At 71.1% G+C, this 21125-nt stretch carries 20 protein-coding genes; 10 read left to right on the top strand and 10 right to left on the bottom strand.

The genetic code is table 11. From position 1 onward, the window contains the following. Positions 1-30 precede the first annotated feature (30 nt). Positions 31-702, top strand: coding sequence for an arginase family protein (locus ACZ6CL_RS06840; protein WP_468932076.1), 672 nt, complete (start codon positions 31-33; stop codon positions 700-702). Positions 703-707: 5 nt separating this feature from the next. Here the strand turns inward: ACZ6CL_RS06840 and ACZ6CL_RS06835 are convergent, their stop codons facing one another. Next, positions 708-1658 carry a phosphotransferase gene (locus tag ACZ6CL_RS06835; protein ID WP_468932073.1) on the bottom strand — a complete coding sequence of 317 codons (951 nt, stop codon included), beginning with the start codon at positions 1656-1658 and terminating at the stop codon, positions 708-710. Between the two features lie 171 nt (positions 1659-1829). Between ACZ6CL_RS06835 and ACZ6CL_RS06830 the strand changes: the two genes are divergently transcribed. Beyond that, positions 1830-2069, top strand: a complete 240-nt coding sequence (locus ACZ6CL_RS06830) for a DUF6411 family protein (RefSeq protein ID WP_468932071.1) — start codon at positions 1830-1832, stop codon at positions 2067-2069. Between the two features lie 38 nt (positions 2070-2107). Here ACZ6CL_RS06830 and ACZ6CL_RS06825 read toward each other — a convergent pair whose 3' ends face one another. The 3 genes from ACZ6CL_RS06825 to ACZ6CL_RS06815 form a co-directional block, all read right to left on the bottom strand. Further along, positions 2108-2422: a hypothetical protein gene (locus ACZ6CL_RS06825; protein ID WP_468932068.1), complete on the bottom strand. Its 315-nt coding sequence runs from the start codon at positions 2420-2422 to the stop codon at positions 2108-2110. After that, entirely contained in the window at positions 2419-2769 is a 351-nt protein-coding gene (locus ACZ6CL_RS06820; RefSeq protein ID WP_468932066.1) for a hypothetical protein, read from the bottom strand. The genes ACZ6CL_RS06825 and ACZ6CL_RS06820 overlap by 4 nt, the downstream gene beginning before the upstream one ends. 95 nt (positions 2770-2864) lie before the next feature. After that, positions 2865-4061, bottom strand: a complete 1197-nt coding sequence (locus ACZ6CL_RS06815; RefSeq protein ID WP_468932063.1) for a DUF6777 domain-containing protein — start codon at positions 4059-4061, stop codon at positions 2865-2867. Between the two features lie 314 nt (positions 4062-4375). On the opposite strand from ACZ6CL_RS06815, the gene ACZ6CL_RS06810 reads away from it, so the two are divergent. Then, complete coding sequence (locus ACZ6CL_RS06810) at positions 4376-5266, top strand: universal stress protein (protein ID WP_468932061.1); 891 nt, start codon at positions 4376-4378, stop codon at positions 5264-5266. Positions 5267-5817: 551 nt separating this feature from the next. Here ACZ6CL_RS06810 and ACZ6CL_RS06805 read toward each other — a convergent pair. Then, positions 5818-6843 carry a 6-phosphofructokinase gene (locus ACZ6CL_RS06805; protein WP_468932058.1) on the bottom strand — a complete coding sequence of 342 codons (1026 nt, stop codon included), beginning with the start codon at positions 6841-6843 and terminating at the stop codon, positions 5818-5820. 195 nt (positions 6844-7038) lie between these two features. On the opposite strand from ACZ6CL_RS06805, the gene ACZ6CL_RS06800 reads away from it, so the two are divergent. The 4 genes from ACZ6CL_RS06800 (at position 7039) to ACZ6CL_RS06785 (ending at position 10221) form a co-directional block, all read left to right on the top strand. Next, positions 7039-7203, top strand: coding sequence for a hypothetical protein (locus tag ACZ6CL_RS06800; RefSeq protein ID WP_009716632.1), 165 nt, complete (start codon positions 7039-7041; stop codon positions 7201-7203). A gap of 184 nt (positions 7204-7387) precedes the next feature. Then, positions 7388-8242 carry an RNA polymerase sigma factor SigF gene (locus ACZ6CL_RS06795; protein WP_385436140.1) on the top strand — a complete coding sequence of 285 codons (855 nt, stop codon included), beginning with the start codon at positions 7388-7390 and terminating at the stop codon, positions 8240-8242. 183 nt (positions 8243-8425) lie between these two features. Beyond that, on the top strand, positions 8426-9256 hold the full coding sequence (locus tag ACZ6CL_RS06790; RefSeq protein WP_468932054.1) for an RNA polymerase sigma factor SigF: 831 nt from the start codon (positions 8426-8428) through the stop codon (positions 9254-9256). Positions 9257-9294: 38 nt separating this feature from the next. Further along, positions 9295-10221 carry a hypothetical protein gene (locus ACZ6CL_RS06785; RefSeq protein ID WP_468932052.1) on the top strand — a complete coding sequence of 309 codons (927 nt, stop codon included), beginning with the start codon at positions 9295-9297 and terminating at the stop codon, positions 10219-10221. Between the two features lie 13 nt (positions 10222-10234). Here ACZ6CL_RS06785 and ACZ6CL_RS06780 read toward each other — a convergent pair whose 3' ends face one another. Next, complete coding sequence (locus tag ACZ6CL_RS06780) at positions 10235-10435, bottom strand: hypothetical protein (protein ID WP_468932049.1); 201 nt, start codon at positions 10433-10435, stop codon at positions 10235-10237. A 200-nt stretch (positions 10436-10635) separates the two neighbouring features. On the opposite strand from ACZ6CL_RS06780, the gene ACZ6CL_RS06775 reads away from it, so the two are divergent. The 3 genes from ACZ6CL_RS06775 (at position 10636) to ACZ6CL_RS06765 (ending at position 14790) form a co-directional block, all read left to right on the top strand. Then, complete coding sequence (locus ACZ6CL_RS06775) at positions 10636-11121, top strand: MarR family winged helix-turn-helix transcriptional regulator (protein ID WP_468932047.1); 486 nt, start codon at positions 10636-10638, stop codon at positions 11119-11121. Positions 11122-11249: 128 nt separating this feature from the next. Then, positions 11250-13745, top strand: coding sequence for an MFS transporter (locus tag ACZ6CL_RS06770; protein WP_468933297.1), 2496 nt, complete (start codon positions 11250-11252; stop codon positions 13743-13745). A gap of 190 nt (positions 13746-13935) precedes the next feature. After that, positions 13936-14790: a YceI family protein gene (locus tag ACZ6CL_RS06765; protein ID WP_468932045.1), complete on the top strand. Its 855-nt coding sequence runs from the start codon at positions 13936-13938 to the stop codon at positions 14788-14790. 23 nt (positions 14791-14813) lie between these two features. On the opposite strand, the gene ACZ6CL_RS06760 is transcribed toward ACZ6CL_RS06765, so the two are convergent. The 4 genes from ACZ6CL_RS06760 to ACZ6CL_RS06745 all read right to left on the bottom strand — a co-directional run bounded on the left by ACZ6CL_RS06760 (position 14814) and on the right by ACZ6CL_RS06745 (position 21125). Continuing rightward, positions 14814-15599 carry a TetR/AcrR family transcriptional regulator gene (locus tag ACZ6CL_RS06760; protein ID WP_468932042.1) on the bottom strand — a complete coding sequence of 262 codons (786 nt, stop codon included), beginning with the start codon at positions 15597-15599 and terminating at the stop codon, positions 14814-14816. A 77-nt stretch (positions 15600-15676) separates the two neighbouring features. Next, on the bottom strand, positions 15677-17206 hold the full coding sequence (locus ACZ6CL_RS06755) for an MFS transporter (protein WP_468932039.1): 1530 nt from the start codon (positions 17204-17206) through the stop codon (positions 15677-15679). A 173-nt stretch (positions 17207-17379) separates the two neighbouring features. Then, positions 17380-19830, bottom strand: coding sequence for an ArnT family glycosyltransferase (locus ACZ6CL_RS06750; RefSeq protein WP_468932036.1), 2451 nt, complete (start codon positions 19828-19830; stop codon positions 17380-17382). Further along, a complete protein-coding gene (locus ACZ6CL_RS06745; protein ID WP_468932035.1) occupies positions 19827-21125 on the bottom strand; it encodes a bifunctional glycosyltransferase family 2/GtrA family protein in 1299 nt (432 codons plus the stop codon). Before ACZ6CL_RS06745 ends, ACZ6CL_RS06750 begins: the two co-directional genes overlap by 4 nt.

Below are 21125 nucleotides of genomic sequence, written 5' to 3'. Positions count from 1 at the left end.
TGCTCGCCAGCTGGAGCGCCCCCTCCGCGGATGGAGGAGCGGGACGGCGTCGAGGCCAAGGCGGCCGTCACCCGGCAGCTCGCCACGGCCCTGGAGATCATCCGCGAGCACGCTCCGGCGCGCATCACCACCCTGGGCGGTGAATGCTCGGTCAGCGTCGCCCCGTTCGCGGAACTCGCCCGCCGCTACGGCGACGACCTGGCCATCGTCTGGATCGACTCCCACCCCGACATCGGCACCCCGCGCAGCGCGTACAAGGGCTACCACGCGATGGCCGTCTCCGCGCTCACCGGCCACGGCGACCCGGACGTACTGAAGCTGCTGCCCGCGACCGTTCCCCCGGAGCGGGTCGCGCTGGCGGGGCCGCACTCGTGGACCGACGACGACTTCCCCAACGTCGCCGAGTGGGGCATCGCGGCCTTCGGCCCCGACCAGCTGCGCGCCTCCACCCGCCCGCTGCTGGACTGGCTCGCGTCCACGGGCCGCTCGCGCGTCGCCGTCCACTTCGACGTCGACACCGTGGACAGCAACGAGGTCGTGCTGGGCCTGGGCCCCGAACCGGACGGCCTCACCGGCGACGAGGTGCGCCGCGTCGTCGCCGACCTGGACGCGGCCGCGGATGTCGTCGGCCTCACCATCGCCGAGTTCATCCCCCGCCAGGTCATGCACCTGCGGCGCATCCTCGACGCCTTCCCGGTGTAGCGGCGTCAGTCGGCCAGGCCACCGGCGAACGGCAGCGTCTGCCACTGGTCGACGGCCGGTTTCACGTAGTCCGCCAATACGGGCAGCTGCGGCGTGAGCGCGAGGCAGGCGACGGCCCGCAGCATGCCCACGGCGTTCACGAAGCGCAGGACGTCCTGGTTCAGCGTCCTCATGGCGTTGCGCTCCGCGCCACGGTTGTACGCGGCTTCGAGGTCGGGCCCGAGACCGGCCAGGTCCCATTCGACGGGGCCTAACGTGACCAGCTCGAAGTCGGCGTAGAGGTCCCCGTCCGCCCCGGAGAAGATGTTCGCGGGCGGGGAGTCGCCGTGGATGGGCTGGAGATCGACCCCCGGGAACCTCGTCTCGAAGACCGTGCGCGAGCCCGTGAGAGGTTCCAGCACCTGCCACTCGCGGCGTGCGCGGTCCAGATCGGCCGGGCCGAGCAGGTCGGGGCGCTTTTCGAGCAGAGCGAGACTTTCCGCGATGAACCGCGGTTCGGCCGCGGACAGGAACGAGAGTCGGCCCGGGTACGCGCGCATCGCGGCGTGCAGGGCGGCGACGCTTTCGGAGTTCGCCACGTAGTCGGGCTGTTTGTCCCGGTCCTCCTCGACGAACTGCCAGAACGTCATCGAGAAGCCGTCCCGCTGGACGGGTTCCCGTGGCACGAGAGGGCTCGGCGGGATCACGGGCGTCCCCTGCTCCGCGAGCCACCGTGTCACGTCCAGTTCGGTCCGCTGGCGGGCGGCCTGGGTCGCGAGGTCCGCGGAGGGCGGCAGGACGGTGGGGACCCGGACCACCACCGGCGAGGGCGCGAGATGGACGACGACGGAGAACAGGTCATGCAGGACCACGGCGTCGGTCACGGCGAGTCCTAGTTCGCGGCCTGCTCCGACCGCCGCGTCGAGGGCGGCGGAGGTGCGGCGGGCGATGTGTTCCGATGTCAGGAAATCAGTCATCGCTCGATCGTTCCATGGCACGAAGTGACTTGGGAAGAAAGGCAGTTACGGGGCCGGGCATGAGCGGCCGGGCGTGAACGACGGGCTTGGACGGCCAGACATGAGCGGCCGGGCATGCGACCGGGCAGGGCGGGTACTCGGCGGATACGCCTCACAGAGGAGTGTTTCACCATGATCTTCGCCATTGTTGGTATCTGTGTCGTCCTGGCCGTGCTGGCCTTCCTGGTCCCGCGCCTGTCCCGCCACCCCGAACGCGGCACCCAGCGCACCCTGGGCGCCGGAACCCGCGCGGGCTACAAGGCCCCCGGCATCCTGGGGCGCATCTTCAGCAAGCCGTTCCGCAGCAGCTCCAAGGCAGTTGGCCGCAGCGGTTCCGCGGGTCGGCGCGCCCGAGGCCACATGCCGTTCTAGACGGCCGCGCCACGGCAGCCCGCCTGCCGCTCAGCCGCTCAGTCGCTCTTCAGGCCGCGGGCTTCGAGGACGCCCACACACTCTTCCGGCACCAACGTCTCCCTGAAGACGGCATTGCCCCTGAACCCTTCCCGCATCTGGCGATCGGACTCGGCGCGGGCTCGCTCCAGGTCGTCGGCGATCTGTCGGCAGTCCACGGTGTACGTGGCTGTCGGCGTCGGGGGTGTCGTCGCCTGCTCGTAGGGGGAATCCGGCTCGTTTGCGTACGGCTCGGTGCTGACGACGGAGGTGGCGGCGAGCCCGGCCAGGCACAGCCCCGCCCACGCGGCGATCGCGGTATGCGCGGCCTTCACCGCAGTTCCGCTCCCAGCCCCTCCAGAGTCCCCTGGAGCCAGCCACGGGCCGCGCCCGTGTGCAGCGCGAAGCGCGCATGGGAGAGGGGGCGGGTCAGGGGGTTGCGGCGGTGGGCACGCGCCGCCTTCTCCGCGGCCCTGACGGCCTTGACGGCGAAGGCGAGCCGCTGCTGCAGATTGTCGGGCTCCGTGACGTCGATCAGCTGCGCTGCGCAGGCAACGATCTTGTCCGCCGCGCCCTCCAGCTCAGGGGCACGGCGGATGTCGGCTGGCTCGTCGACGAAGGTCGCCAGCAGGCTGTGGACTTCGCGTAAGGCGGCTATGGCGGCTATGGGGTCGGTAGACATGCGCACAGCATGCCGTAACCGAGACCTCCCGCCCGGATCCGCTCAGCCGTCCCTGGCCCGGTGCACCACCGGGCCAGGGACGGCTTCTTGGCGCGCTACTGCGGGGGCTGTTGCTGTGGTGGCTGCTGGGGCGGAGGTTGCTGAGGCGGAGGTTGCTGCGGAGGGGGTGGAGGCGGCGGTTGCTGCGGAGGGGGCGGAGGCGGGGGTTGCTGCTGCTGGTTCTGCTGGTTCGGGTCCGTGGGCTGCTGCGGGGGCGTGGGCTGCTGGTTCTGCTGCGCCGGGTCGGACGGCTGCTGGGACGGCGGCTGCTGCTGCGCCGGGTCGGACGGCTGCTGCTGGCCCGGGTCGGAGGGCTGCTGCCCTGGGTCCGTGGGCTGCTGCGACTGATCCGTCGGCTGGGACGGCTCCGCTGACGAGGTCTCGGACGGACGGATCGTCTCCAGCCCCAGCGGCGAGTGGCGTTTGATCCTCTTCGGCGCCTCAGCCAGGTTCGGGGCGTTCTGCTCGCCCGGCATCGCCAGGTACTTCGGGTAGCGGGCCGGGGACAGCACCGCGTCCCGCCCCTTCTTGCCCTTGGCGTCACCGATCACCCGCCGGAACAGCTCCGACTTGCCGACCGTCACCAGGGTGAGCCGCTTGACCGCGTCCGGGGCCGGGCGGATGACGGTGACCGCGTTACGGGAGAAGCCGGACCACTCGGGACCGGTGAACGTCGGTTCGGCGTCCTTCTTCGGGGCAGCCGCCCTGATGGGGTTGCCGGAGGCGCACTTCACGACCGGCATGCCGCGCCGGTCGACGAGCACCGCGGTGCCCGCCTGGAGCACGGTGGCCGCGGGTTTCACCCGGCCCTGGTAGCCGTACGTCCTGGCGTAGGTGTCCGAGCGCAGGACGACACCGGAGAGCCGGTGGACATAGGCCGGTATGCGCTCCGGCCGGATGTGCTGGACCCGGCTCCAAGCGGCGGCCTTCTTCGGGGACGCCTTGAGGTCGCGGATCAGTTCCCGCCGGTCACACGGCTGGCTGCCCGGGACCCCGGCGTAGAGCCCGGGGGTGTCGCCTTGGAAGGCCCGGCCCCCGTTGGACGGCGAGACCACATGTCTGCGGTCGTGGCCGAAGGCCGGGGTGAATGCCGGTACCGAGGTCTTCCCGACCGGTTCGCGGCGGTATTCCGCCGCTGCGGCCCGCCCGGAGGGGGTGACCGTCCCCAGGACCGCCACGGCGGACACGACGGCGACGGATCCGGCAGCAAGTCCTGATCGGCGCGAGGTGAGATGCCATGAGATCGAGCGCATGTCCGTTTCCCTTCCCTCGCCACCATCCTGCGCTCGCTCCTCGCGCCGCCGCGTCCCCCGAAACCCGGACATCCGCCCCCACCTTCGGGGGACGTGCCCGGCACCCCCATTCGGCGTGCGCTGCCCATTCGGCGTGGATTACCGCAGACGCAGAACCGCCCCCGATCCGGTGGCCCGGACCGGGGGCGGCCGCTGCCCCTCGCGGTTCCGTGTGGGACTCCCCGACAAGCACGAACATCACGAACATCACGGGTATATCCCTCGTATCTAGACTAAACGCAAAACCCCATCCACGCTCCGGGAGGGAGAACGCGATGACCGGCCCTGTCGTCGCGGGTGTCGACGGCTCACAGCGCAGCCTGGCGGCAGCGGAGTGGGCCGCGCGGGAGGCGCTGCGCCGCGGGGCCGGGCTGCTGCTGGTCCACGCGGGTCCCCCGCTGCCACGCAGGATCTCCCCGGTGCCTGGAGTGGACGCGTGGCAGCACGTGGGCGCGCAGATGCTGCGGCGGACCGTGGACGAGTTCACGGCCCGCCACCCCGGCCTCGCCGTCGAGGGGACGCACACCGACACCGAACCCGACGAGGCCCTGCTCGCCGCCGCGACGGACGCCGGACTACTGGTCGTCGGGGCGCGCGGCTGGGGCGGCTTCGACGGACTCGCGGTCGGGTCGGTGGCGCAGTGTGTGGCGGCCACCGCGGACTGCCCCGTCGTGACCGTGCCCGACCCGGCGGCGCGGCCGCCGGACGCGGATGCGGATGCGGATGCGACGGCGGACGAGGTGGTGGCCGGTTTCGCCGCGCACGCCCCGGCGGACGAGACGATCGGCTTCGCCTTCCGGGCCGCCCGGGAGCGGGGCGTCCTGCTGCGGGTCGTGCACGCATGGGCGCTGCCCCCGGCCTCACCGTCCGCCTGGATGCTGACCGTGCTGGAGGAGGACCGCGGCCTGTGGGAGGACCAGGAGAGCCAGGCGGTCTCCGATGCCCTGCGGGTGTGGCGGGAGAGATACCCACAGGTCACGGTGGTGCCGGACGTGGTGCTGCTGGGCCCGGCGCAGGCGCTGGTGCGGGCCTCGGAGCGGGCCCGGCTCTTGGTCGTCGGACGCCGCACGAGCCCACGGCTGGCCGAGCGCCGCCTGGGCCCGGTCACCCACGCGGCCCTCCACCACGCCCACTGCCCGGTAGCCGTCATCCCGCACCCCGCCTAGACCGCAGACACACGCCCCACCCCCTGACCGCACACCGCAGCCGCAGGCCGCACACCCCACGCCACACCCCGCCTGAGCGCACGCCGCACACCGCCTGACCACACCTCGCCTACCGCAGGCCGCAGGCCGCCTGACCGCAAGCCGCAGGCCACAGGCCGCACACCGGCTGACCGCAGCCGCAGACCGCACGCCGCAGACCGCAGACCGCAGACCGCAAGCCGCAGACCGCAAGCCGCAGACCGCAAGCCGCAGACCGCAAGCCGCAGACCGCAAGCCGCAGACCGCAAGCCGCAGACCGCAAGCCGCAGGCCGCAGGCCGCAGGCCGCAGGCCGCAGGCCGCAGGCCGCACCGGCAACGCGGCAGCGCCCCGTCTGACGCCTGCCGTGGCAGCATCGCCCTGTCCGCCCCCAGCCCCGCCTGACCTCGGACGACGCCCCCCACGCCCGTCAGCCGACGTCAGCCCCGTCACGTCCCGTCGCGCCCCCTCAGGCGAGTCGCGTCCCCTCAAGCCCCGTCACGCCCCCTCACCCCCTCATCCGAAGGACATCCCTCACCCGAAGAACACGCCGAACTCGGCGTAGAGCGCGGGATCCACGGTCCTGATCCCGGCCGCGGCCTCGGCGAGCGGTATGCGCACGACATCCGTACCGCGCAGCGCGACCATGACCCCGAACTGGCGTTCCTTCACCGCGTCGACCGCGCGCAGCCCGAAGCGGGTGGCCAGCCAGCGGTCGAAGGCGCTGGGCGTACCGCCGCGCTGGATGTGCCCGAGCACGGTGGTGCGGGCCTCCTTGCCCGTGCGGTCGGCTATCTCCCTGGCCAGCCACTCCCCGACCCCGGACAGCCGCACATGGCCGAACTCGTCCAGCGCCGAGTCCTTGACCACCATCTGCCCCTCCTTCGGCACGGCTCCTTCCGCCACCACCACGATCGGCGCGTATCTGATCTTGAAGCGGCTCTCCACCCAGCCGCAGACCTGGTCGACGTCGAAGGGCTGCTCGGGTATGAGGATGACGTTGGCGCCGCCCGCGATGCCCGAGTGCAGGGCGATCCAGCCCGCGTGGCGGCCCATCACCTCCACGACCAGGGTGCGGGTATGGGACTCGGCGGTGGTGTGCAGCCGGTCGATGGCCTCCGTGGCGATGTTGACCGCGGTGTCGAAGCCGAAGGTGCTGTCGGTCCCCGCGACGTCGTTGTCGATGGTCTTGGGCACGCCGACCACGTCGATCCCCTGCTCCGCGAGGGCCGCCGCGACCCCGAGCGTGTCCTCGCCGCCGATGGCGATCAGCGCGTCCACCTCGTAGTCCGCGAGAGTCTCCCGAACCCGGCGCACCCCGTCCTCGCTGGCCAGCGGGTTGGTGCGGGAGGAGCCGAGGATGGTCCCGCCACGGGGCAGGATGCCGCGCACGGCCGGCACGTCCAGTGGCACGATCCCGCCGTCGAGGGCGCCGCGCCAGCCGTCCCGCACCCCGACGAAGTCGAGGCCGTGCACCTCGACGCCCTTGCGGACGATGCCGCGAATCGCCGCGTTCAGTCCAGGGCAGTCACCACCACCCGTCAGCACTCCCACCCGCATCTCCGCCTCCCTCCACGGCCTTCGATGCCCGCCCCTCTCCAGAGTCCACCCATCCTCGCCCGGACGCCCACTCCACGGAGTCCGCACCTGTGGATCACCTGCCAGATGATCGGACTGATAAGACTGATGCTTGTGCGGTGTGGATAGACTCCGCCGCGATTACCTCAGGGGACACGGCGGGAGAGGCAGTACGAGATGGCCCAGGCGAAGAAAATCGCGCTGTACATGCTGATCGTCTTCGTGCTGTACACGATCATCCAGACCCCGGCACGAGCGGCCGATCTCGTCCAGGTGGGGTTCGAGGGCATATCGGAGGCCGCGAAGAGCGTCGGTGAGTTCATGAGCGAACTGGTCAACTGACCCGCCACCCGGGATCAGCACCCGGGTGATCACCGGCTCCGCCTTCCGAGTATCAACGGAAGCGGCTGCCCCACTATGGGGCAATATCGCCACCAACACGTAGTAAAGCGGTGCTTGCACACAGTGCACATGTCTTGTGATGCTATGACCGCTTTGCCGGGTGAGTACATCGTGAAGGGGTGGCGTGACCGTGTCGGCCCGTACCGCGCCCAGAACCCCGCCCCAAGGCGATGGCGGCCGAGGTGACGGCGGCAGCGAGAGCGGCAGAAGCCGCGGGGCTGACGCCAGAGCCCTCACCCAGGTGCTCTTCGCCGAGCTGTCCGGCCTCACCGTCGGCACCCCCGAGCACAACCGGGTGCGCGACGCGCTGATCGAGGCCAACCTTCCGCTGGTCCGCTACGCCGCCGCCCGGTTCCGCAGCCGCAACGAGCCCATGGAAGACGTGATCCAGGTCGGCACGATCGGCCTGATCAACGCGATCGACCGGTTCGACCCGGAGCGCGGCGTCCAGTTCCCGACCTTCGCGATGCCGACCGTGGTCGGCGAGATCAAGCGCTACTTCCGCGACAACGTCCGCACCGTGCACGTACCGCGCCGACTGCATGAGCTATGGGTGCAGGTCAACGGCGCGACCGAGGACCTGACGGTGCTGCACGGCCGCTCGCCCACCACCGCCGAGATCGCGGAACGGCTGGGGCTGGGCGAGGACGAGGTGCTGGCCTGCATCGAGGCCGGGCGCTCGTACCACGCCACCTCGCTGGAGGCCGCCCAGGAGGGCGACGGACTGCCGGGGCTGGTCGACCGGCTCGGCTACGAGGACCCGGCGCTCGCCGGAGTCGAGCACCGCGACTTGGTGCGCCATCTCCTCGTACAGCTGCCCGAGCGGGAGCAGCGCATCCTTTTGCTCCGTTACTACAGCAATCTGACTCAATCTCAGATCAGCGCCGAGTTGGGCGTCTCACAGATGCATGTGTCGCGGCTGCTGTCCCGCAGCTTCGCCAGGCTGAGATCCGCAAATCGGATCGAACCGTCATCGTGACGGGGGACCCCCACCCCGCCTCTTCGGCGCTGTAATGTCGACATGGCGCTACAGCGTGTTGCCGACATGTGACATTCTGCTGGAGTCGCGTTTGCCGCGGCCCGACCTCCGGTATTCAGGGGGAGGCTGCGTTTGAACGCGGAGAGCGCAACTGGGATCCGTCCGCGACCTCAAGGGGGTGGCATGTCCGTAGAACTGGGCAGCTCGAAGGTGCTCACCAACGACGCACCGCACGTGCTTGACGACTGCGACGCCATCGACACCCGCACCCTCTCTCGCTCCCTCTTCCTGCGGCTTGCCGCACTCGACCGGGACAGCGAGGAAGCCGGGTATGTACGTGACACCCTCATCGAGCTGAACCTGCCGCTGGTGCGCTACGCGGCGGCCCGGTTCCGCAGCCGCAACGAGCCGATGGAAGACATCGTCCAGGTCGGCACGATCGGTCTGATCAAGGCGATCGACCGTTTCGACTGCGAACGGGGCGTGGAGTTCCCGACCTTCGCGATGCCGACCGTCGTGGGCGAGATCAAGCGCTTCTTCCGCGACACCAGCTGGTCGGTGCGGGTGCCGCGGCGGCTGCAGGAGCTGCGGCTGGCGCTGACCAAGGCCAGCGACGAGCTGGCCCAGAGGCTCGACCGCTCCCCGACCGTCACCGAGCTGGCCGCGGCCCTCGGTGTCTCCGAGGAGGACGTGGTCGATGGGCTCGCGGTGGGCAACGCCTACACCGCGTCCTCGCTGGACTCCCCCTCCCCGGAGGACGAGGGCGGCGAGGGCTCCCTGGCCGACCGGCTCGGGTACGAGGACAGCGCCCTGGAGGGGGTGGAGTACCGCGAGTCGCTCAAGCCGCTCCTCGCCAAATTGCCCCCGCGCGAGCGCCAGATCATCATGCTCCGCTTCTTCGCCAACATGACGCAGTCCCAGATCGGCGAGGAGGTCGGGATCTCCCAGATGCATGTCTCCCGGCTGCTCACCCGGACCCTGGCCCAGCTGCGCGAGGGGCTCATCGCGGACTGACCCTGTACACCTGACGGGCCGTCAGCCACACTGGCCCGATGCGACCCGCAGGGAGCCGGACAACGGGCCGCCGGGGCACGGCAATCGCCGCCTCGGCGGCCGCGCTGTGCCTGGGCGCGCTGCTCAGCGGCTGCGCCGGAGACGGCGGCGGCCACGTCGCGACCGGGGCTGCCGGTCCCGGCGACGGGCGGGCCCCGACGAAGGCCGTCCCCCCGGAGGGCGGCGTGGACCTGGTGCCGCTGGACCAGGACGGCGACGGCACGGACGGGAAGAACAGAGGGAGCGGGGCACCGGAGACGGCCGGTACGGGCGACGCGAGCAGCGCGCCCCCGACCGCCGGGTCCGGCCCGCCCGGGTCCGCCTCGCCATCGCCCCGGCAGCCCCCGGCCACCAGCTCACCGGGCACCGACGAAGAGAGCGGCAGCGAAGAGGGCACCAACGAAGAGGGCAGCGGCGGCGATACGAGCCCCACTGGCGGACATACGGACGATGAGCCCTCGCCCTCGCCCCCGCCCGGCACCACGCCTCCCGCACCCTCCACCCCGTCCACGCCCAGCGGACCGGCCGCCCTGAAGGTCGGCGAACCCGAGCGCGAGGCGACCGACGAGCGCTGGTGCGAGAAGGTGACCGTCGAGTTCCGCAACACCGGCGGACTGCCCGTCATGTCGGGCACGGTGACGCTGTCGACGCACGTCATCGACGCGCTCGGCCTCGACTGGGCGACGCTCACGGCGAAGAGGAAGCTGCCCGCGCCGATCGGCGCGGGTCAGAAGCGAGAGCGGACCTGGAAGGTGTGCGTGGACGCCTGGCGGGTCCCGCTGGGGATGCACATCGAGACCCGGGACGTCTCCGTCGACTGGAAGCCCTGGAAACCACCGAAGCCGTCGGAGTCCCCGAAGACCTCAGAGTCGCCGAAGACCTCGGCGTCCTCGAAGCCCCGGGAGACCGAGCCGCGGACGTCCTGAACGGACGGGCCGGTCAGCCCAGCGCCAGCCAGGCCACCGCCGCCACGATGACGATCGCGGCGACCACGCCGACGATCACGCCGACCCGCGAGCCACCGCTCGCCGGGGCGGCCGTCTGCGGCTGTCGTCCGCCCTCGTCGACGAACGCACGGAACATCTGAGTGGATCCGGCAGGATCTTGGTTGCCGTTGGGGCTCTGCGGGTTGTTCGCCATGGGCCCAGACCCTAGCGAACGAGCGGATTCCCGCCCACCCCTGGGTCACACCGGGCACCGCACACCCCAAGGGCCCCATTTGACTGACAAGAGGACAAGCCTTTAAGGGGAATTTACCGCCCTAACCCACCCTGTCATTTGCCTGTAGCAACTAACTTCTTCTATGGTTGCCTAAAGCAACCTAAAGTCAGGGAGGTGCGATGGCAGCGCAGAGCCAGTACGAAGAGCTGGCCCGTCAGCTCAGCGCCATCGGCACCGTCAAGCGCGGCCTGGGCCGGGTCCTGCCGGCCGACTGCCCGGCCGGCTCGGCCGTCGTCCTCATGCTCCTCGACCGCTACGGCGAGATGCGCATGAGCAAACTGGCCGAGCTGCTCGGCATCGACATGTCGGTCACCAGTCGCCATGTGGCCCATGTCGTCGATCGCGGCTGGGTGGATCGCACGCCCGATGCGCTCGACCGGCGCTCACGGCTGCTGAGCATCAACGCCAGCGGATTGAAACTGCTCAGTCAGGTGTCCGAGCGCTACACGGAGGCACTCGCATGCTGTCTGAGCGACTGGTCGGACGACGACGTCGGCCGCCTCAATGAACTTCTGGCCCGGCTGCGCACGAGCTTCGGTGATACCCGGCACCGGCTCCTGCCACACCAGGTCGAAAGCAATACCCGTACACCTTCGCAAAGTTAAGGACATTCATGGCAACGACCACACCGGACGGCGGTGTGCGGGGACCCGCGGGCGGCCCCGCCCACGCCAAGCCTGGCGGAGGAGGACACCGCGGCCCCCACGGCCACGGTGCCGACGACGCGGCACCGATGACTCACCGGCAGATCATGGAGGCCCTGTCCGGGCTGCTGCTCGGGATGTTCGTCGCGATCCTGTCGTCGACCATCGTCTCTGCCGCACTCCCCGAGATCATCGCTGATCTCAACGGCAGCCAGTCCTCCTACACCTGGGTGGTCACCGCGACCCTGCTGGCCATGACGGCCACCACCCCGCTGTGGGGCAAGCTCTCCGATCTGTTCAGCAAGAAGCTGCTGGTCCAGATAGCCCTGGTGATCTACGTCGCGGGCTCGGTGGTCGCCGGTCTGTCGCAGAACCCCGGCATGCTGATCGCCTGCCGAGTGGTCCAGGGCGTCGGCGTCGGCGGACTCTCCGCGCTCGCCCAGATCGTCATGGCCGCGATGATCTCCCCTCGGGAGCGCGGCCGGTACAGCGGCTACCTCGGCGCGACCTTCGCCGTCGCGACCGTCGGCGGTCCGCTGCTGGGCGGCGTGATCACCGACACCGACTGGCTGGGCTGGCGCTGGTGCTTCTACGTGGGCGTCCCGTTCGCCGTCATCGCGCTCATCGTCCTGCAGAAGACCCTGAAGCTTCCGGTCGTGAAGCGGGACGTCAAGGTCGACTGGGGCGGCGCCTTCTTCATCAGCGCAGCGGTCTCGCTGCTGCTGATCTGGGTGACCTTCGCCGGTGACAAGTACGACTGGCTCTCCTGGCAGACCTACGCGATGGTCGGCGGCTCGGTCGTCCTCGGCCTGATCTTCATCCTGATCGAGTCCAAGGCGAGCGAACCGATCATTCCGCTGCGGCTGTTCCGCAACAAGACGATCACCCTCGCCTCGCTGGCCTCCCTCTTCGTCGGTATCGCGATGTTCGCCGGCACCGTCTTCTTCAGCCAGTACTTCCAGCTGGCGCGCGGCAAGACGCCCACGATGTCCGGCGTCATGACCATCCCGATGATCGGCGGCCTGTTCGTCTCCTCGACCATCTCCGGTCAGATCATCACCAAGACCGGTCGCTGGAAGGCATGGCTGGTCAGCGGCGGTGCGCTGGTGACGGCGGGCCTCGGGCTGCTGGGCACCATCCGGTACGACACCCCGTACTGGCGCATGGCGATCTTCATGGCGCTCATGGGCCTCGGCATCGGCATGATGATGCAGAACCTGGTGCTGGCCACCCAGAACCAGGTGGCTCCGCAGGACCTCGGCGCGGCCAGCTCCGTCGTCACCTTCTTCCGCTCCCTGGGCGGAGCGATCGGCGTCTCGGCGCTCGGCGCCGTGCTGTCCAACCGGGTCACCCACTACGTCAAGGACGGCCTCGCCGAACTCGGCCCCAAGGGCCAGGCAATGGGTCACGGCGGTACCGGCGGCGGGGGCATCCCCGATGTGAAGGCACTGCCGGAGCCCATGCGCACGATCATGGAGAGCGCCTACGGGCACGGCATCGGGGACGTCTTCCTGTACGCCGCGCCGGCCGCGCTGCTCGCCTTCCTGCTGACCCTCTTCATCAAGGAGGTCGCACTGCGTACCAACGCCAACTCCGTTCCCGACGCCCAGCAGCCCGCCACGGCTGCCGAGTCGGCGCCCGCCCCCGTGGACGCCATGACCGGCCCCGACCGGATCGAGGAGCGGGAGCCCGCCCTGGTGGGCGCCCCGTCCGCCGACCTGTCCACGTCCGACTCCGGCCGCGCACCGGCCGCCGCGGTCGCCCCGCAGCGCCTGGCGGCGTTCGCCTCGGCCGGTGACGGCGGGTCCGGACACCAGCCCCGGCAGGGTGTGCACGGCTTCGTGCGGAACGCGGACGGCGGCGCCGTGCCGCGCGCCGCGGTGACGTTGATCTCGCTCGCCGGTCGGCAGCTCGGCCGTTCGGTGGCGCACACCGACGGCTCGTACGCCCTGGACGCCCCGGGCTCCGGCTCGTACGTGCTGATCGCGGCCGCCGACGGCCACCAGCCGCAGGCCTCCACGGTCGTCGTCGGCGACGAGCCGCTCGGCTTCGACATCGTGCTGTCGGCCACCAGCGGGCTCGTGGGCACCGTGCGCGGCGCCGACGACGGGCAGCCGGTGGACGCGGCGATGGTCGTGGTCACCGATGTCCGCGGTGAGGTGCTGGCCACCGGCAAGACCGGTGAGCAGGGCGAGTTCAGCTTCGAGGAGCTGATCGCCGGAACCTTCACGGTCGCGGTGAACGCGCCCGGCCACCGGCCCGCCGCGCTGCCCGTCGAGGTCGGCTCCCAGGGCCTGACCCGGCTGGAGATCGCGCTGCAGGCCGGTGCCCGGGTGCAGGGCACCGTACGGGCCGGGGCCGACCGCCGCCCGCTGCCGGACGCGCGGGTCACGCTGGTCGACGCGGCCGGGAACGTGGTCGCCACCGCCACCACCGGTGAGGACGGCGCGTACGCCTTCACCGACCTGGACTCGGGCGACTACACGGTCATCGCGAGCGGCTACCCGCCGGTCGCGGGCAACCTGACGGTCGCCGGGCACGGGATCGACGGACACGACGTCGAACTCGCCCACCCCGGCGACTGAGAACTCCGGGGCGGGGGCGTGGGAAGAGCGGAGACACGCCCCCGCCCCGGACCGGGCGGCGGGAATTCCGCCGGACCCGGAACCCGGATCGGGGCAGCGGTGTACATCAGGCAGGGGACGGCCTCACACCGCTGCCCGGGTCCGGGCGCGGCACATCACAGCACCACGGGAGCAGGAGACGACAGGCGGCATGACGACGACTGGGGCAGGAGCAGGCGGGGGAGCGGGGCTGCGGGCCCGGATCCTCACCCGCGACGGATGGGCGGTGCAGCACGCGGTGCTGACCGTCACGGATATGACGGGCGGGCAGGTGCTGCGCGCCCAGGCCACCGAGGACGGTTCGGTGCGCAGCGAGGAGCCGCTGCCGCCCGGTCCGTACACGATCATCGCCACCGCGGTGGGGTACGCACCGGTGGCCTCGACGGCGATCGTCACGGCGGCGGGCCGCGCCGATGTGGGCACGCTGGTGCTGGCCCGGCAGGGCGGGGTGGAGCTGCCGCCGCCCGGCGCGTGGACGCTGGATCCGGCGCATTCGACGGTGGGGGCCGTCGCACAGCACCTGGGGATCTCCAGTGTGAACGGGCGGTTCACGGACTTCGGCGGACGGATCGAGATCGCCGAGGACATCGAGAAGTCGCGGGTCGAGGCGGTCATCCAGGCGGCCAGCATCGACACCGGGAACGAGATGCGGGACGGCCATCTGAAGTCGTCCGACTTCCTGAATGTGGAGCAGTTCCCGGTGCTCACCTACCAGAGCACCCATCTGAGCGCGGCCGGGCCGGACCGGTGGACGGTCCACGGTGAGCTGTCCATGCACGGTGTGGTGCGGGACGTGGATCTGGACCTGACCTACCTGGGCACCGGCCCCGACCCCTGGGGCGGTGTGCGGGCGGCCTTCCGGGCGACCGCGGAGCTGCGCCGCGAGGACTTCGCGATGAACTACAACCAGGTGGTCGCGGCGGGCATCGCGGCGATCGGTACCACCCTGCGGGTGGAGCTGGCCATACAGGCTGTGCAGGGCGAGGAGCTTCCGGCGGCGGTATGACCGCCGCGCCGCCCGCTCGCGGGCTAGGGAGCGTTCCGCAGGGCCTCGATACCGGCGATCGCGAAGTCCAGCGCGATGGTGAAGTCCCGGTCGCGCATCTCCTCGACGGTCTGTCCGCCCCGCGCTTCCATGTTCTTGCGCGATTCGTCGAACTCCGGGCGGTCCTCGACCGAGCTCATCACCTCCTGGAGCAGCTCGTCCTGGGAGATCCCCGCCGCCCGGCAGCGGGCGGAGAAGCGGCCCTCGATGGTGCTGAAGCCGTAGACGAACTGGTAGACGAGGGAGAGCGCGCTGGTGATCTTCTCGTCCGGCAGCCCGCTGTTGTGCATCACCCGCTGGGCGGCGCTGGAGAAGGCCATCGCGTTCGGCCCGATGTTGAAGTACTCCCCCATCAGCGGGGACAGCCAGGGGTGGCGCACCAGCAGCAGACGGTATTCGGAGGCGAGCTGGCGCAGCTGCTCGCGCCAGTCGAGGTCCTCGGCGGGCGGGTGTTCCCGGTCCTCGGCGGGCTGGACGGCCTCCGAGGGGAGTGCGATCTCGCCCATGGCGGCGTCGAGGGCGAGTTCGAGCAGATGGTCCTTGGTCTCCACGTACCAGTAGACCGACATGGCGGTGACCCCCAGATCCGCCGCCAGCCGGCGCATCGAGAAGCCCGCGAGCCCTTCGGCGTCCAGCAGCCGGACGGTCGCCGCGATGATCTTCACTTGGTCGAGGCCGACCGGCTGCTGATCGCCCTTGCGTTTGGGGGCCTTGCGCTCGGAGAGCCAGACGCTGGACCGCGGGCGGGTGACACGGCTGCCGGTTGCCATGGCGGCTCTCCTTCTGCGCTGCGTGGCCGCCGCGTATCCGGCGGACACGATGCGCGACGGGTCATACATGTCCGATGCTATGCCGCCGGAGCCGTCTGTGAAGATCGCTCGGCCCGGCGGAGCAGCAGCGCGGCCAGCACCCCACCGGCGAACACGGCCGCCGCGCCGACCAGCTGGCTGGTCTCCACCCCGGAGGCGAAGGCGTCCGTGACGGCCGCCCGCTCCTCGGGGGTGCGGGCCGCGGCGAGAGCGGCCGGGAGCGAACCCGCTCCGGCCGCGACCGCGGGCAGCAGCGTGCCGAAGCGGGAGTTCAGCACCGCGCCCAGGACCGCGACGCCGAGCCCGTTGCCGCATTCGGTGAGGGTGCCGTTGACTCCCGCGCCCACCCCGGCCTTCTCCGGCGGGATCGCCGACATGATGGCGTTCGCCATCGCGGGCATGGCGAACGCGATCCCGGCTCCCATCACCACCAGCCCCAGCAGCATCCCGCCGTAGCCGTCCGCGCCGAGGACCGCGATCAGCGCGAGGCCGAGCGCGAGCATCCCCATGCCGGTGACGATCACCAGCGGCGTGCCGAGCTTCGGCAGCAGGCGGGCCCCGACGCCGGTGAGGTTGAGCGCCACGATCACCAGGGCGAGCGGCGCGGTGCGCAGCCCCGCGTCCAGCGCGTCGTAGCCGAGGACGAACTGCAGATGCTGGGTGAGCAGGAAGAGCGAACCGCCCATGCCGAACGCGACGAGGATGCCGCCCGCGACGGCGCCCACGAAGGAGCGGTTGCGGAAGAAGTGCATGTCCAGCATCGGATACGGGATATGACGCTCCCACAGCGCGAACCCGGCCAGCACGGCGACGCCGACGAAAGCGGACAGCAGCACCCGGGTCGAGGTCCAGCCGTGCTCGGGCCCGGAGATGATGGCGAAGACCACCCCGGTCATGCCGACCGTGGAGAGCAGCGCGCCCAGCAGATCGGGCCGGTCGCCGGTCGGGTTCTTGGACTCGGGGACGAGCCAGACCACGGCGACCAGGCCGAGCAGGGCGACCGGGAGGTTGATGAGGAAGATCGAGCCCCACCAGAAGTGCTCCAGCAGACTGCCGCCGATGAGCGGACCCGCGGCGAAGCCGAGCGAGCTGACCGCGCCCCACACGCCGATCGCCTTGGTCCGCTCGGTGTCGTCGAAGATCTGCACCACGACGGCGAGCGTCGTGGTCATGAGCAGCGCGCCGCCGATCCCCATCCCGGCGCGGGCGGCGATGAGCTGTCCGGCCCCCTGTGCCAGGGACGCGATCAGCGAGCCCACCCCGAACAGGGCGAGGCCCGCGATCAGCATCTTCTTGCGCCCGTAGCGGTCGGCGGCGCTGCCCGCGCTGAGCAGCAGCCCTGACTGGACCAGCGAATAGGCGTTGATCATCCACTGGATGTCGGCGGTGGTCGCGTCCATCTCCCGGGCGAGGGAGGGGACCGCCACATTGAGGATCGTGTTGTCCAGCAACACGGTGAGCTGGGCGAGGCAGATCACCGCGAGGATCAGCCAGCGCTGGGGATGGCCGCCGGAGGTGGTGCCTGGCGGGGCGGCAGCGGGTCCGGTATCGGCGGTCGGGGCCGTCATGGGCACTCCAGGGAGACGTGTGTGCGGTGTATGGCTCTGCGTTCGCCTTACACCGTACAAGTGCCGCTGTACGCCGTACAGCGAATTTCCGCGCGCCACGTTCCCCATACGGATACGGGCCGGTGGCCGCGGGGGGAACCCGGCCACCGGCCCGTACAGACGGGACTCCGGCGTCAGCTGGAGGACTTCTTCTGCGTCAGGTCGTAGAGCGTGGTGCTGCCCACGGTGACCTTCTTGTAAGTCGCCTCGACCCAGGTCGTGATCTTGGAGGAGGTGCCATTGCCGCCACCGCCCGGGCCGCCGCCCATGCCGGTGCCCGAGGAGAGGAAGTAGTGGATCTTCCCCTGCTTCACATACTCCTTGAACTGGGCGAGGGTCGGCGACGGGTCGCTGCCGTTGAAGCCGCCGATGGCCATCACCGGGTCTTGGGTGGCGAGCTGGTAGCTCGCGGCGTTCTGCGAGCCGATGGCCGCCGCCACCCAGGTGTAGTCGTCGGCGTTCTTCGCCAGCTTCGCCTTCACCTTGGCGTTGACCTGCTGGCCGTTGAGCAGCCCGCCCATGCCGCCACCGCCCATACCGCGGCGGCCGCCTTCGCCCATGCCGCCGGGCATCATGCCGGGCTGACCGTTCTGGCCCTGGTTCTGCCCCTGCTGGCCTTGGCCCTGGGCGTTGCCGGCGCCGTTGCGGTTTCCGTTGGCGTTGCCGTTGCCGTTGCCGTTCTGCTGCTGGCCGCCGCCCGGGAAGCCGCCACCGCCGGGACCGCCGCCCGGCATGCCCTGCTGACCTTGCTGGCCCTGGTTCTGCCCCTGCTGGCCTTGGCCCTGGGCGTTGCCGGCGCCGTTGCGGTTTCCGTTGGCGTTGCCGTTGCCGTTGCCGTTCTGCTGCTGGCCGCCGCCCGGGAAGCCGCCACCGCCGGGACCGCCGCCCGGCATGCCCTGCTGACCTTGCTGGCCCTGCTGGCCCTGCTGACCCTGCTGACCCTGCTGACCGCCCTGCATCCCCGGCGGGCCACCCATGCGCCCGCCGCCGGGGCGACCGCCACCGGGGCCGCCGCCCATGCCACCCGACACCGTGGGACCGGCCGTGATGATCGAGCCGCCCTTCGGCGTCTCCACCGTGTTCAGCGTGTACGCCACCGGCCCGGCCAGCGCCGCCGCGAGACCGAGCGCGGCCACGCCCAGCGCGAGGTTCCGCCCCAGCCGCGCCGCGAACAGCAGCCCCACCGCGGCCGCCAGCCCGGCGATCAGCACCGCCCAGCGCAGCCACGGGTGCCAGTCCGCGGACCGGCTCAGCAGCACGTACGACCAGGAGGCCGTGATCGCGGCCGTGACGGCGAGCACCACCGAGGCCACCGTGCCGACGCGCCCCTCGGTCTGCCCCCGCCGCTCCCACAGCATCGTCGCGCCCATGCCCACGATCGCCGCGATGTACGGCGCGAGGGCGATGTTGTAGTACTGGTGGAAGATCCCGGACATGAAGCTGAACGTCGCGAACGTGATCAGCATCGCGCCGCCCCACACCAGGAACGCCGCGCGCTGGGTGTCCGTCCGCTTGGCCCGCCAGGTCAGCCAGAGCCCCGCCACCAGCAGGATGAACGCGGCGGGCAGCAGCCAGGCGATCTGACCGCCCATGTCGGAGCCGAAGAGCCGGTCGATGCCGGTCTCGCCCCACATCCCGCCACCGCCACCGCCGCCACCACCGCGACCGCCGCCGCCGACGCTGCCGGTCTCGTTGCCGTTGATCCGGCCCAGGCCGTTGTAGCCGAAGGTCAGCTCCAGGAAGCTGTTGTTCTGCGAGCCGCCGATGTACGGCCGGGACGACGCGGGCCACAGCTCGACGATCGCGACCCACCAGCCGCCGGAGACCACCATCGCGAGCCCGGCGAGCAGCAGTTGACCGATCCGCCGACCCAGCCGGGCCGGGGCGCACACCGCGTACACCACCGCGAGCGGCGGCAGGATCAGCCACGCCTGGAGCGTCTTGGTGAGGAAGCCTAGGCCGAAGCAGATTCCGGCCAGCACCAGCCACTTCGTCCGGGCGTCCTCCAGCGCGCGCAGCACGCAGTAGACGGCCGCGACCATGAGCAGGCACAGCAGCGCGTCGGGGTTGTTGAAGCGGAACATCAGCGCCGCGACCGGGGTCACCGCGAGCACGCCGCCCGCGATAAGCCCGGCGGCCGCGCTGAACCGGCGGCGTACGGCCGCGTAGAGCACACCGACCGTCGCGACGCCCATCAGCGCCTCCGGGACGAGGATCGCCCAGGAGGAGAGGCCGAAGATGCGCACCGCGAGGGCCATCGGCCACAGCGCGGCCGGGGGCTTGTCGACGGTGATGGAGTTCGCGGCGTCCGAGGAGCCGAAGAAGAACGCCTTCCAGCTCTCGCCGCCCGCCTGCACGGCGGCCGAGTAGAACTGGTTCGCATAGCCGGAGGCGCCCAGGCTCCACAGGTAGAGCACGGTGGTCACGGCCAGCAGGGCCCACAGCGCGGGCCGCGCCCAGCGGGGGTCCTCCGGACGGCCCCGCCACGCCCGCGCCAGGCGCGATCCGCCGGGAGCGGCGGGGGAAGCGGCAGGGGGAGGAGTCGGCGGAACGGCTTCCCGGGTGCCGTAGTCGTACGTCGTCATCGGTTGATCCTCGGGTCGTCGTCGGAGGTGGCCCCGCTGTCCGACGGGAAGACCCAGGCCCGGAAGAGCAGGAATCGCAGAACAGTGGCGGCGAGGTTGGCCGCGATGAGCACGGCCAGTTCGGTGCCGTGCGAGGGGGAGCCGGGGGCGGTGTCGAGGGCGGCCAGGGAGCCGCTGGTCAGCACGAGGCCGATGCCGAAGACGACCAGCCCCTGCGCGTGGTGACGGATCGCCCGGTCCCGTCCGCGTACCCCGAAGGTGAGCCTCCGGTTGGCCGCGGTGTTGCCGAGCGCGGACAGCAGCAGCGCCAGCGCGTTGGCCACCTGCGGGCCCGTACCGAGCCGGAAGAGCGTGTACAGCGCCAGATAGACCAGCGTGGACAGCCCGCCCACCACGCAGAACCCGACGAGTTGGCGCGCCAGTCCGCCCGGCACCCCGCTCAGTTCCCGGTCGCGCGGATCGTCACCGAACGGGCGGCGCAGCCGGTCCAGCGGGAGCGCGCCGGTGGCCAGCGCGCGCCCCACCCGCCAGACGCCCTTCAGGTCGTCGGTGGCCGTCTTCACGATGTGGACCGTGCTGTTCGGGTCGTCGACCCAGTCCACCGGCACCTCGTGGATGCGCAGCCCCGCCCGCTCGGCCAGCACCAGCATCTCGGTGTCGAAGAACCACCCGGTGTCCTCGACCATCGGCAGCAACCGCTCCGCGACGTCCTTGCGGATCGCCTTGAAGCCGCACTGGGCGTCGGAGAACCGGGCCGCCAGGCTGCCCCGCAGGATCAGGTTGTACGCACGCGAGATGAACTCCCGCTTGGTGCCGCGTACGACGCGCGAGCTGCGCGTGAGCCGCGACCCGATCGCCAGGTCCGAGTGGCCCGAGATCAGCGGGGCCACCAGCGGCAGCAGCGCGTTCAGGTCAGTCGACAGATCGACGTCCATGTAGGCGAGCACCGGCGCCTCGGACAGCGTCCAGACGGTGCGCAGCGCCCGCCCGCGCCCCTTCTGCTCCAGCCGGACCGCCGTCACCTCCTCGACGGTGTCGTCCAGGTAGGCCGCCACATGGGGCGTGCGGTCCGTACTGGCGTTGTCCGCGATGGTGATCCGGAAGCGGTAGGGGAAGGTGCGCGTCAGATGGTCGTGCAGCCGTCGCACACACCGCTCGAGGTCCGCCTCCTCGTTGTAGACGGGGATCACGACGTCGAGCACCGGGCGGCTGCGGTCGACCACGATGTGCCGACGCGCGGGCAAGGTCTGCAGGGGTGTCTCGGGCGGCGCCTCGAGAGGGGTGTCGGTTCGCAT

The organism is Streptomyces sp. NPDC041200 (genome assembly GCF_055591805.1).
The sequence above is the reverse complement of the archived record's forward strand: the minus strand, read 5'-3'. Positions and strand labels throughout refer to the sequence as shown.